We start from the raw sequence: 11,393 nt of genomic DNA on the forward strand, positions 1-11,393 counted from the left end.
GCAGCTGGTTTGGCTTGAGAACCTCCATCTTGCTTCACCTCGGGTGAACAACCTCTTGGGAAACGACAGCTAGAGGTCGATTTGTGTTGAAATTCCGGGTCTGGCCGAGTACCGCAACCAGGGCTCCAAAACAGCGTGATCGGACGCAGTAGGGGGCGACCTGCTGGCTGGGGCGCGCCGCTGCATGGCCCAGCGCCCATACTCCGCAAGAATCGGCGGCGCCCTACGGGTCTCGCCGGAGGCGCGGGGCCTGCGCCGCCGCTATATTGAGGCTCCCCGCGCGCGCTGGCTTGCACCGGGCCGGCGGCGCACCATCACCCCACCTTCCCGATCGGAGTCATTGGATGAGCACGCCCACGAAGTACCTGCTGCAGGAAAGCCAGATGCCCAAGTTTTGGTACAACATCCAGGCCGACTTGCCGCAGCCGATGCCCGCCGTGCTGCACCCGGGCACGCTGCAACCCATCGGCCCCGACGACCTGGCGCCGCTGTTCCCGATGAGCATCATCGAGCAGGAAGTCACGACCGAGCGCGAGATCGAGATTCCCGAGCCGGTGCGCGAAGTCTTTCGCCTGTGGCGCCCCTCGCCGCTGTTCCGCGCGCACCGTTTGGAAAAGGCGCTCGGCACGCCCGCCAAGATCTTCTACAAGTACGAAGGCGTCAGCCCGGCCGGCAGCCACAAGCCCAACTCGGCCATCCCGCAGGCCTTCTACAACGCGCAGGCCGGCGTCAAGCGCCTCACCACCGAAACCGGCGCAGGGCAATGGGGCAGTTCGCTCGCGCTGGCCGGCCAGATCTTCGGGCTGGACGTCACCGTCTACCAGGTGCGCGTCAGCTACGACCAGAAGCCGTACCGCCGCGCGCTGATGGAGACCTACGGCGCGCGCTGCGTCGCCTCGCCCAGCAACGAAACCGAATACGGCCGTCGCGTGCTGGCCGAGCACCCCGACCACCCTGGCAGCTTAGGGATAGCCATCAGCGAAGCGGTGGAGATCGCCGCCCAGCGCGAGGACACCAAGTACGCGCTCGGCTCGGTGCTCAGCCACGTGCTGCTGCACCAGACCATCATCGGCCTGGAGGCCATGGAGCAAATGCACATGGCCGACGCCTGGCCCGACGTGGTGGTGGCCTGCACCGGCGGCGGCAGCAACTTCGCCGGTCTGGCCTTCCCCTTCATCGGGCATGGCCTGCGCGGCGGCGCCAAGCCGCGCATCGTGGCGGTGGAGCCCTCGGCCTGCCCGAGCCTCACGCGCGGCAAGTATGCGTACGACTTTGGTGATACCGCGCACCTCACGCCGCTGACCAAGATGCACACGCTGGGCAGCACCTTCACCCCGCCGGGCTTCCACGCGGGCGGCCTGCGTTACCACGGCATGGCACCGCTGGTCAGCCACGTGCGCGAGCTGGGCCTGATGGAGGCGCAGGCCTACAACCAGGTTGACTGCTTCGCCGCCGGCGTCGCCTTTGCGCGCGCCGAAGGCATCGTGCCCGCGCCCGAGGCCAACCACGCCGTCAAGGGCGCCATCGAGGAAGCCCTGCGCTGCAAGCGCGAAGGCAAGTCCGAGACCATCCTCTTCAACCTGAGCGGCCACGGCCACTTCGACATGACGGCCTACCAGAACTACTTCGCGGGCAACCTCAAGGACGAGGGCTACGACGAGAAGGAACTGGCGCAGGCCCTGTCGGGCCTTCCGGCGGTGCCTGCCTGACCGGCTGCCCACGGCGGCTGAGTCAGCCGCTTGGCACCGGGATGGGTGCAGGCGACCCGGCGGGTCGCAGGCCGGATGGCCAGCCTCGATCGCATGTCGATGTGTGTGATTATTGGAACTAATGTTCCCCGCTTGCCGCGGTCGGGCCGATGGTCCGACAATGACTTCGCGCCCCTGCTCAACGGGGCGGCGGTGAGGTCGGCATGTACATCCCGGAAGGCTTCGGTACGGTGACGCCGTACTTCTTCGTGGATGACGCGGACGGGTTCGCGTCGTTCCTGGTCAAGGCTTTTGGCGGTACCGAAGTGCTACGCACCACCCGGCCGGATGGGCGCATCGCCAACGTGCAGGTGCGCATAGGCACCACCACGCTGATGGCCAGCGAGGCCGGCGGCGCCTATCCGCCCATGCCGTGCGCGTGCTACCTGTACGTCGAAGACGCCGATGCGTCGATGCGGCGTGCGCTGGCCGAAGGTGCAACGCTGGAGATGGCGGTTGCCGACATGCCCTACGGCAACCGTCAGGGCGGGGTGCGCGACGCCTGGGGCAACCTGTGGTGGATCTCCCAAAGGCTGGTGCCGGCGCCGTACGGCCCCGCTTGAAGCCGCGCTGCGTCATCCGAGAAACTGGGGCGCAGTATTATTGGGCGACTCACCATCCCATGCTTGGGCGCTCGCCGGGGTGGGCGGGTGAGGACTGCTTTTGCAACCAACGCCATGAAACGCTCTCTTGTTGCCGCTGCCGTCGTTGCAGCGCTTGGCCTGCTCAGCATGGGGCTGCTCGGCGCGCTGGTCTACCTGCTGGCCGCGCCGGTGCTTTGGCCGGTTTACGGCAACTTCGAGCATTGGAGTGGTGACGACGTCTGGCCAGCGATGATCGGGGCAGGCATGCTGTGGGCGCTCGGGTTTCTGGCGGCCGGCTGGCTCAACGGCCGCTTGGCGCATGCGGCGTGGCCGAAGTGGCAACGGCGCGCGGTCTATGGGCTGGTGCTGTGGCTGAGCGCGGTGGCGATCTGGGCCCTGCTGCTCGCGACCATGGACATTCGCCTTTCCTAGCTGGCGCGCCAGCGGCGGCGACCCGCTCGGCCTGAAGGCTGCTGTGCCCGGTGATCCGTGTGCTGAAAGAGCCCGCGAGGCACCTGGTTAACTATTAAAACAATAGCTGCCTGCGCTGCTTGCAGTAAGGCTAGAGCAGGATTACGTCCTGTTTTTCAAAGCCTGCCTGCGCAGGCCTTGGCCAGCAGCGCACGCGATAGCCGGCGCGCGCTTGCCATCAGGCTTCGTCGCTGAACAGTTCCAGCAGCCTGTCCAACCCACCCATGTCGATCGCGACCCTGGCCTGTTCGCGCACCTTCGGCTTGGCGCGGTAGGCCACCGACAGGCCGACCACGGACATCATCTCCAGGTCGTTGGCGCCGTCGCCCATGGCGATCGCCTGAGTGGGTGAGCAGCCGATCAGGCTGCACGTGCGCAGCACGGTTTCGCGCTTCATGGCGCCGTCGCAGATGTCGCCCCAGCTTTGCGGCACGATGCGGCCGGTGAGCACGCCGTGCTGGATTTCCAGCAGGTTGCTGCGCGCAAAGTCCAGCGCCAGACGGTCGCGCAGGCGGTCGGCAAAGTAGGTGAAACCGCCCGACACCAGCAGCACCTTCAGGCCTGCCGCCTTGCAGGCCAGCACCAGTTCGGCGGCGCCGGGGTTCAGGCGCAGGCGGTTGCGGTACACCTGTGCGACCTGTTCTTCGGTCACGCCCTTGAGCAGCGCCACGCGCTGGCGCAGGCTTTCCTTGTAGTCAGTGATTTCGCCGCGCATGGCCGCTTCAGTGATGGCGGCGACCTCGGTCTTGCGTCCCGCCGCATCGGCGATCTCGTCCACGCACTCGATGTTGATCAGCGTGGAATCCATGTCGAACGCGATCAGCTTGAAGTCGCGCAGGCGAAGCGGCGCGTCAAGACCGCGCACCGTGAGGCCAGGGCTGAGTTCACGCGGTGTTTCGCTGGCAGGGGTTGGGCTCATGTGCTTCAAAATAGATAGCTGTTTGCGCAGATCTGGTGGGCGCTTGAGGCCCAAAACACGCATTATCCACGGTGGGCGCACGCAGGCGCACTGTGGCCAACCGCTGCCAGCGGGCAGCGCCGGGCCGGAAGCGGCGGACAGTGCACAAAAAAGCCGAGCGTTTGCTCGGCCTGATCGGAGGAACGGCGCCGGTGCCGTCGGCTCAGCGCGCCGGGGCCAGTGCGCCCGCCAGCGCCGTGCCTTCGGCGTGGGCGAACGGGAACATGCTGGCGACCGGCTTGGTTTCCGGCAGCACGTAGACCACGCCTTTCTGTTTGCCAAACAGCGGGTCGATATAGCGCTCGTAGAAGCTGGGCGGCATGTTGACGCAGCCGAACGAGATGCGGTTGTCGTCCACCGTCGGGGTAGCCAGGCGCTTCGGGCGGCCTTCGTTCTTGACGTTGCGCACGCGATGCATTGAGAGCGCCTGGCCGTAGTCCAGCCATACGATGTCTTCGCCCTTGTGGTTGCGCCCGCTTTCGGTGACGTAGCGGCCAGCGGAAGTCACTTTCTCGTGCAACTTGACCCGCGAGAGCGGGCGCGTGCCAATGTCGGGCGGCGCCACGTCGCCTACGGCCTCGCCCACCAGCACCGGTGTGCGCGCCAGGAACTGACCGTTGGCGTCAAACACCGTCACGGTGGCGGTGGGCTTGTCAAGCACGGCAAACGGCATGCCCGCGGCATCGTTGGCCCGCATCACATCCGCGGCAAAGCTTTGCACTGCAGCGTCGCTGGGGGGCAGCGGCGCGCCCGTGGCATCCGGGGCGGGGCCGGCGGCCATGACCGAACTGCTGGCTGCCATCGCGGCGGCGATCACCAGGGGGCGAAATGACGGGAAGTACTGCATAGTCCATCGGGCTGGTTACATGAGCGCGGGCATTCAAGCTCCCGCGCGACGCGCACTTTATACCCCCTTTGGCAATTTGCGGTGCGCGCGGGAGGCATTGGCCACGCAGAAAAAAAAGCCTCGGATCGAGGCTTTTTCTCGAGCGACCGACATGAAAGTGGGTCGCTCAGGCGCCGGCATCAGCCGCGATCGGGCCGCGGAGGGGGCGGCGGCGGAGGCGGGGGAGGTGGTGGGGGCGGCGGAGGCGGCGGCACCACGACCGGCGGCGGAGGTGGCGGTGCCACCGGCGGCGGGGGTGGAGGAGGTGGCGGCGGCTCGTAACGTGGGCCCGTGGGGTTGAACTGGCCCGCGTCGGGCATGCCCTTGTACTTCCAAGGCGAATTCGGCTGGGAAGTGTCGCTGTTCTGCGCGCTTTGGTTGGGGTCGTCCTGGGCCATCGCGCTGCCGCTGGCAACCACCAGCGCAGCCACGATCAACGCAGCGGTAGAGAGTCTTTTCATTGTGTACTTCTCCTTGGTTGGTAAAACACAAGGCCCTCCGACAACAACAACACTGCGTTTGGCCTCCTCGGTAATTTAGGCGGCTCAACATGGCCCCTATGTGCAGTGATGCCGATGGCCGCTGTAGGACGACGGCGACGTGCGGCACCGTTTGGCAACACCTTGCAACATGAAGCCGTTTTTGCAGCGGCGCGAGCGAACACAGAGGAGGGGACGCGAGAGTGTTCCGCCAGAGGCACACGCCCGCAAGCGCTGCCTCCACCCTATGTCCCGGGTCAGTGCGGCAGCTTCAGGGACTTCCATCCCTTGTGCTCGAAATAGTGGCCGTACGCATTGCTCGCCTTGGCCACCTGCACCACGCCCGCCGCGCGTTGCGCGTCGCCGTGCTTGCCTTGCGCGGCCTCGGCGCCGGCCACCACGTCGGCCAGGATCGTATGCAGTTGCGCGTCGGCCTGAGCCGGCAGCTTGCAGTTCTCGACCATGTACGAGACCTGCGCGATGACGGTATCGCCAAAGGCGTCGTAGTCCGCACGGCTCGCCTTGCCCGTATGGGCCTTGGGAAGAGCCTGCGCGGCGGCGCCGCGAATGGCGTTCATGCCCTGCCTCAGCGGTGCGTCGCTGTGCCACTTCTTGCCGGCGTTGAGTTGCAGCGCGTGGCTGCCGCCTGCGTGATGGGCGTCGTGCGAATCGGCGGCCGTTGCCGACAGGGGGTTGGCCAACACGGTGATGGCGGCAGACAGCATCAATGCGGTGAAACGGGTCATGGAAAGTGCTCCGTTGAAAGTCGACTGAATGAAGAGGTGGCGCGCATCGCCGCCTCGTGAAGTTCAACGGCGATGTCGCGGGCAGGTTCCCTGCAGCGCTTGTTGTCTCGTCCTCATTTGCGGTGGAGCAACTCTTCTTCAGTTGCCTCTTGCGCATAGCGCGTCAACAGCAGGTCCAGCAGGCGCTCGCGCTGAGGTTCGTTGAGGACGGCGCGTTCGGCAAGCAACTGGTCCACCACGCGTTGCTGTTGGGCAGATTGCAGTCGCGCAAGGGCGGTCTGTTCGTCGCTGATGGCGGCGCGGTTGGGCGTTGGCGCCAGCACCTGGCGCACCAAAGCCTCTCGATGGTGCCGGATGGCGCTCCAGTTGGTCGCCAGGTCGTGCAGAAAAGGCGGCTCGAGCGCTTGCCATTGCGTGCGCTGCGCGGCGTCAAGCTGAAGATGGTCCGGCAGATGCACCGCGGTTGAAATTGGTTGGGCTCCAGGCGCCCACAGGGCGGGGCGCAGCACCGCAACGGCTGCGACCACGCCGACATTCAATGCCAGCGATGCGGCCAGGGCCGCACGCATCCAGTCGTGGCGTTTCATGGTCCTGTCCTCCTGGGGCGGCAAAGTTCGGTCGCCGCGCACAGACCGCCTGGTGCAATGGGGTCGAACACTCGGCCGGCGCCGGCGAGCGGGGCGACCGCGCCAGCGCCGAGCAGGCTGCCGAGCCAGATGCCGGTGGCGAGCGCGACGCCAGCGCCCAAGCCTGCCGGCCACCATGCCCAAGGTCTGCGCCAGGCGATTGGCCCAGCGCGAGCAGGCCCGTGGCGGTGCGGCACCGCAACCAGGTCGACACCGGGCTTCAACCCGGGCAGCGCGAGCAAGGACTGTCTGAGTGCCTGCAGCGCTTGCCATTGGTGCTGGCAAAGTGGGCATGAGGCGAGATGCCGCTCCAGTCTTGCGGATGCGGCCGTGCTTTGCTCGCGGTCCAGCAGGGCGGACAAGGCTTGGGTTCTTGGACAGCGCATGACGAGGTCTCCGTGATCAGGGTGTGAGCAGGCGCAAGAGCGCAGCGCGCGCACGGGCGATGCGGGACTTGACGGTGCCCAGGCGAATGTCCAGCACCTCGGCAATGTCCTCGTAGGACAGGTCCTCGATGTCGCGCAACAGCAGGATCTCCCGCTGTGCCAGCGGCAACTGCGCAAATGCGCGTTCCAGCGCCGCCATCCCCTGGCGTGCCTGCAGCTCGGACTCGGGCGTGGTGGTGTCGGTGGGAAGCAGGTCGACATGCAACTCGTCGATCGGCAGAAATTCGAGTCGCCGGGCGTGCCGAAGAAGGTCCAGGGCCTGGTTGCGGGCAATGCGAAACAGCCACGTCGACAGACGTGCCTGCGGACGCCAGCGGGGCAGGGCCTGCCAGGCGTGCAGAAAGGTTTCCTGCGCGAGTTCCCGCGCATCGTCTGGCGAGCGCGTCATGCGCACAAGAAAGCGGTAGATGCGCTCCTGGTAGCGCCGCATCAGCGCGGCGAACGCGGTGGCGTCGCCGCGCTGAGCGCGGTCGATGCAGGCGGCTTCGTCGAGCAGATTCAACGGACACATGAGGATGCAACGTCCACGGTATCCGGATGTTCCCGCCGCACACCCTCATGCGCCCAGGTTCCGCACGCTCAGTTGTCCTGGATCAAGTTGTGCAGGGCGATCCAGCCGGTGCACGTTCGGGCTGGGGGTCAGGGCCGGCCGCGGCCCTCGCACCGCTTCAGGTCCGTCGCGACCGCCGAAGCAGCATCGGGCGGGCCAGCGCTGAGGCTCAGGTGGCCGCTTCGGCGTTCGGTTGACCCAGGCTGCGCAGCACGTCGCGCACCATCTGGGCGCGGTCCTTGGGCTCGGGCAGGTCTTTCTCGATGCGCAGCTTGTCGTTGCCTGCCAGCTTGATGTGCTTGTTCTTCTGGATCATGCGGATGATGGCCATCGCGTCGATCGGCGGGTTGGGCTTGAAGCTGATGTTGATCACACCCGGCGCCGCGTCCACCTTCTGCACGCCGTAGGGCTGGCTCAGAACCCGCAGGCGGTGCACGTCGATCAGCGTCTGCGCCTGCGGTGGCAGCTTGCCGAAGCGGTCGACCAGCTCTTCCACCAGGCCGTCGATCTGGTCGTTGCTGCGCGCGGTGGCGAACTTCTTGTAGAAGGACAGACGCAGGTGCACGTCACCGCAGTAATCGTTCGGCAGGAGGGCGGGCGCATGCAGGTTGATGTCGGTGGCGGCCTGCATCGGCGCCAGCAGGTCGGGCTCCTTGCCGGCTTTCAGGCTGCGCACGGCTTCCGACAGCATCTCGTTGTAGAGCTGAAAGCCGATCTCCATCATGTTGCCGCTCTGGTTTTCGCCCAGCACCTCGCCGGCACCGCGGATTTCCAGGTCGTGCATTGCCAGGTAAAAGCCGCTGCCCAGCTCTTCCATTTGCTGGATCGCCTCCAGCCGCTGCGTCGCGGCCTTGGTCAGCCCGTCGATCTCAGGCACCATCAGGTAGGCATAGGCTTGGTGGTGGCTGCGGCCGACACGCCCACGCAACTGGTGCAGCTGCGCCAAGCCGAACTTGTCGGCGCGGCTCATGACGATGGTGTTGGCCGTCGGCACGTCAATGCCGGTTTCGATGATGGTGGAACACAGCAGCAGGTTGGTGCGCTGAGCGACGAAATCGCGCATCACGCGTTCCAGCTCACGCTCGGGCATCTGGCCGTGGGCCACGGCGATGCGCGCTTCGGGCAGGATTTCTTCCAGCTTCTGGCGCCGGTTCTCGATGGTCTCCACCTCGTTGTGCAGGAAGTACACCTGACCGCCGCGCTTCAGTTCGCGCAGCACGGCTTCGCGGATCACACCCGTGCCCTCGTTGCGCACAAACGTCTTGATCGCCAGGCGGCGCTGCGGCGCGGTGGCGATCACGCTCAGATCGCGCAGGCCTTCCAGCGCCATCCCCATGGTGCGGGGGATGGGCGTGGCCGTCAGTGTCAGCACGTCGACCTCGGCGCGCAGCGCCTTCATCTGCTCCTTGTGGCGCACGCCAAAGCGGTGCTCCTCGTCGATGATCAAGAGGCCCAGGTTCTTGAACTGCGTCTTCTCCGACAGCAGCTTGTGCGTGCCGACCACGATGTCCACGCTGCCATCGGCCACGCCTTTCAGCGCCGCGTTGATCTCCTTGGTGGAGCGGAAGCGGCTCATCTCGGCGATCTTCACCGGCCACTTGGCAAAGCGGTCGACCAGGGTCTGGTAGTGCTGCTCGGCCAACAGCGTGGTGGGCGCCAGCAGCGCCACCTGCTTGCCACCCGTCACAGCGACGAAGGCGGCGCGCAGTGCCACCTCGGTCTTGCCGAAGCCCACGTCGCCGCAGACCAGGCGGTCCATCGGTTGCGGACTGATCATGTCCTGCACCACGGCGTGGATGGCGGCCTTCTGGTCGGCCGTTTCTTCAAAGCCGAAGTCGGCTGCAAACTGCTCGTAGTCGTGCGCGGCAAAGCGGAAGGCGTGGCCTTCGCGCGCAGCGCGGCGGGCGTAGATGTTCAGCAGCTCGGCCGCCGCGTCGCGCACCTGCTCGGCCGCCTTGCGCTTGGCCTTTTCCCACTGGCCGCTGCCCAGCTTGTGCAAGGGCGCTTCGTCGGCGCTGACGCCGGTGTAGCGACCGATCAGGTGCAGTTGGCTCACGGGCACGTACAGCACGGCGTCGCCCGCGTATTCCAGGTGCAGGAATTCCTGCAGCGCCGGGCTGCCGTCCGGGTTCTTGGCGCCCATGTCCATGTTGACCAGGCCGCGGTAGCGGCCGATGCCGTGCTGCGCGTGCACCACCGGGTCGCCCACGTTCAGCTCGGACAGGTCCTTGATCAGCGCCTCGACGTCGCTGACCTGCTCCTGCTTCTTGCGTCGGCGCGTGGCGGCGCCGGCGGCAAACAGCTCGGTCTCGGTGACAAAGTCGATGCCGCCTTCCAGCCACGAAAAACCCTGCGCCACGGCGGCGGTGGCGATGCCCGTTTTCTCGTCGGACTGGCTATGAAATTCGGCCAGCGAATCGAAGGCCGGTGGGTTCAGCCCGCTGGCGCGCAGAAAGTCCAGCAGGCTTTCGCGCCGGCCATCGCTTTCGGCCAGCACCAGCACGCGCTGCGCGCTGGCGCCGATGTGCGCTTGCAGCTTGGCCAGCGGATCGTCGGCACCGCGCACCACCGTCAGGTCGGGCAAGGTCTGCGCGAAGGCGCTGGCCTGCACGTCGTCCACGCCCGGGCGCATCACCAGCTGGGCGTAGGGCTTGGCGGCCAGGTAGAAGGCTTCGGCATTCAGGAACAGCGCCTCGGGCGGCAGCACCGGGCGCTCGGGGTCGCCCTGCGCCAGGCGGAAGCGCTCGCGCGTGTCCTGCGCAAACTGCTGGAAAGCCTGCTCCAGATCGCCGTGCAGCGCCAGCGTCGTGGCTTCGCCCAAGTAGTCGAAGACGGTGGCGGTTTCGTCAAAGAACAGCGGCAGGTAGTACTCGATGCCCGCCGTCGCCACGCCGTTACCCATGTCCTTGTAGATGCGGCTCTTGGTGGGGTCGCCTTCCAGCAACTCGCGCCAGCGGTGGCGGAACTTGGCGCGCGCCTCCTCGTGCGTGGGAAATTCGCGGCCGGGCAGCAGGCGCACTTCCGGCACCGGGTACAGGCTGCGCTGGGTGTCGGGGTCGAAGGCGCGGATGGAATCGATCTCGTCGTCAAACAGATCGACGCGGTACGGCACCGCGCTGCCCATGGGGAACAGGTCGATCAGGCCGCCGCGCACCGCGTACTCACCGGGGCTCACCACCTGCGTGACGTGGGCGTAGCCGGCCAGGGTCAGCTGGCTTTTCAGCGCGGCCTCGTCCAGCTTCTGGTTCTGCTTGAAGTGGAAGGTGGTGCCGGCCAGAAAGGCCGGCGGCGCCAGCCGGTACAGCGCCGTGGTGGCCGGGACCAGCACCAGGTCCGCCTGCCCCTGGCGGATGGCCCACAGCGTGGCCAGGCGTTCGCTGATCAGGTCCTGGTGCGGGGAAAAGGTGTCGTAGGGCAGCGTCTCCCAGTCGGGGAACAGCACGATGCGCAGCCCGGGCGCGAAGAACGCCAGCTCGTCCTGCAGGCGGCGCGCGTCGGTGGCGTCGGCCGTGACGATGGCCGTCAGGCGTTGGGCTTGCGCTTCGCGCTCGGCCAGTTGCGCGAGCAGCAGCGCGTCGCTGGAGCCCGCGGGGCGAGGCAGGGCGTGGCGTTTTCCGGGGGTGAGCTTGGGCAGGTCCATCGGCAGAGGCGGGCAAAAGCGGGCAGAAGCAACAAGACAACGACAAAACCCCCGGCCGGCTTCGGGCGGGGGTGTGGTCGACACGTATTTTAGGGCGGGTGCCGTCGCCGCAAGGACGTCAGGGGCTTGGCGAATTCGGCGCCGGCTGCCGCAGGTCAGGCTTTGTGGTCGGGCTTGGGGGCTCAGCTAAGGATGGTGTTCAAAACCCCGGTCAAGCCCGAATGGCGTGAGCGGTGTGCGGCAGGAACAATGGCGTCAT

General features: G+C 66.8%; 11 protein-coding genes. 3 read left to right on the forward strand and 8 right to left on the reverse strand.

Translation table 11 applies throughout. The features are described from left to right. Window positions 1-344: 344 nt before the first annotated feature. From FVQ98_RS19200 to FVQ98_RS19210, 3 genes are all read left to right on the forward strand, one after another. On the forward strand, window positions 345-1,709 hold the full coding sequence (locus tag FVQ98_RS19200) for a TrpB-like pyridoxal phosphate-dependent enzyme (protein ID WP_147915066.1): 1,365 nt from the start codon (window positions 345-347) through the stop codon (window positions 1,707-1,709). 203 nt (window positions 1,710-1,912) lie between these two features. Next, complete coding sequence (locus FVQ98_RS19205) at window positions 1,913-2,311, forward strand: VOC family protein (protein ID WP_147915067.1); 399 nt, start codon at window positions 1,913-1,915, stop codon at window positions 2,309-2,311. Window positions 2,312-2,425: 114 nt separating this feature from the next. After that, window positions 2,426-2,764, forward strand: coding sequence for a hypothetical protein (locus FVQ98_RS19210; protein WP_147915068.1), 339 nt, complete (start codon window positions 2,426-2,428; stop codon window positions 2,762-2,764). A 217-nt stretch (window positions 2,765-2,981) separates the two neighbouring features. Here the strand turns inward: FVQ98_RS19210 and serB are convergent, their stop codons facing one another. The 8 genes from serB to mfd form a co-directional block, all read right to left on the reverse strand. Then, window positions 2,982-3,722 carry a phosphoserine phosphatase SerB gene (gene serB, locus FVQ98_RS19215; protein WP_147915069.1) on the reverse strand — a complete coding sequence of 247 codons (741 nt, stop codon included), beginning with the start codon at window positions 3,720-3,722 and terminating at the stop codon, window positions 2,982-2,984. A gap of 202 nt (window positions 3,723-3,924) precedes the next feature. Then, window positions 3,925-4,542, reverse strand: coding sequence for a hypothetical protein (locus tag FVQ98_RS19220; RefSeq protein WP_147915070.1), 618 nt, complete (start codon window positions 4,540-4,542; stop codon window positions 3,925-3,927). 245 nt (window positions 4,543-4,787) lie between these two features. Beyond that, window positions 4,788-5,108 (reverse strand): invasion associated locus B family protein, encoded by a 321-nt coding sequence (locus FVQ98_RS19225; protein ID WP_147915071.1) that lies wholly within the window; start codon window positions 5,106-5,108, stop codon window positions 4,788-4,790. Window positions 5,109-5,383: 275 nt separating this feature from the next. Continuing rightward, window positions 5,384-5,872, reverse strand: coding sequence for a hypothetical protein (locus FVQ98_RS19230; RefSeq protein WP_147915072.1), 489 nt, complete (start codon window positions 5,870-5,872; stop codon window positions 5,384-5,386). 113 nt (window positions 5,873-5,985) lie between these two features. After that, window positions 5,986-6,459, reverse strand: a complete 474-nt coding sequence (locus tag FVQ98_RS19235; RefSeq protein WP_147915073.1) for a periplasmic heavy metal sensor — start codon at window positions 6,457-6,459, stop codon at window positions 5,986-5,988. Continuing rightward, a complete protein-coding gene (locus tag FVQ98_RS19240; RefSeq protein ID WP_147915074.1) occupies window positions 6,456-6,884 on the reverse strand; it encodes an anti-sigma factor family protein in 429 nt (142 codons plus the stop codon). The genes FVQ98_RS19235 and FVQ98_RS19240 overlap by 4 nt, the downstream gene beginning before the upstream one ends. Before the next feature lie 16 nt (window positions 6,885-6,900). Further along, window positions 6,901-7,455, reverse strand: a complete 555-nt coding sequence (locus FVQ98_RS19245) for a sigma-70 family RNA polymerase sigma factor (RefSeq protein ID WP_147915075.1) — start codon at window positions 7,453-7,455, stop codon at window positions 6,901-6,903. A gap of 208 nt (window positions 7,456-7,663) precedes the next feature. After that, entirely contained in the window at window positions 7,664-11,134 is a 3,471-nt protein-coding gene (gene mfd, locus FVQ98_RS19250; RefSeq protein WP_147915076.1) for a transcription-repair coupling factor, read from the reverse strand. Window positions 11,135-11,393: the final 259 nt, after the last annotated feature.

Source organism: Ottowia flava (assembly GCF_008017535.1).
GTDB classification, from domain to species: Bacteria; Pseudomonadota; Gammaproteobacteria; order Burkholderiales; family Burkholderiaceae_C; genus Ottowia; species Ottowia flava.

Excerpts from the sequence above, each read along its gene's own strand:
- FVQ98_RS19200 (WP_147915066.1), top strand. The coding sequence starts at position 345 with ATGAGCACGCCCACGAAGTACCTGCTGCAGGAAAGCCAGATGCCCAAG.
- FVQ98_RS19205 (WP_147915067.1), top strand. The coding sequence starts at position 1,913 with ATGTACATCCCGGAAGGCTTCGGTACGGTGACGCCGTACTTCTTCGTG.
- FVQ98_RS19210 (WP_147915068.1), top strand. The coding sequence starts at position 2,426 with ATGAAACGCTCTCTTGTTGCCGCTGCCGTCGTTGCAGCGCTTGGCCTG.
- serB (WP_147915069.1), bottom strand. The coding sequence starts at position 3,722 with ATGAGCCCAACCCCTGCCAGCGAAACACCGCGTGAACTCAGCCCTGGC.
- FVQ98_RS19220 (WP_147915070.1), bottom strand. The coding sequence starts at position 4,542 with ATGGCCGCCGGCCCCGCCCCGGATGCCACGGGCGCGCCGCTGCCCCCC.
- FVQ98_RS19225 (WP_147915071.1), bottom strand. The coding sequence starts at position 5,108 with ATGAAAAGACTCTCTACCGCTGCGTTGATCGTGGCTGCGCTGGTGGTT.
- FVQ98_RS19230 (WP_147915072.1), bottom strand. The coding sequence starts at position 5,872 with ATGACCCGTTTCACCGCATTGATGCTGTCTGCCGCCATCACCGTGTTG.
- FVQ98_RS19235 (WP_147915073.1), bottom strand. The coding sequence starts at position 6,459 with ATGAAACGCCACGACTGGATGCGTGCGGCCCTGGCCGCATCGCTGGCA.
- FVQ98_RS19240 (WP_147915074.1), bottom strand. The coding sequence starts at position 6,884 with ATGCGCTGTCCAAGAACCCAAGCCTTGTCCGCCCTGCTGGACCGCGAG.
- FVQ98_RS19245 (WP_147915075.1), bottom strand. The coding sequence starts at position 7,455 with ATGTGTCCGTTGAATCTGCTCGACGAAGCCGCCTGCATCGACCGCGCT.
- mfd (WP_147915076.1), bottom strand. The coding sequence starts at position 11,134 with ATGGACCTGCCCAAGCTCACCCCCGGAAAACGCCACGCCCTGCCTCGC.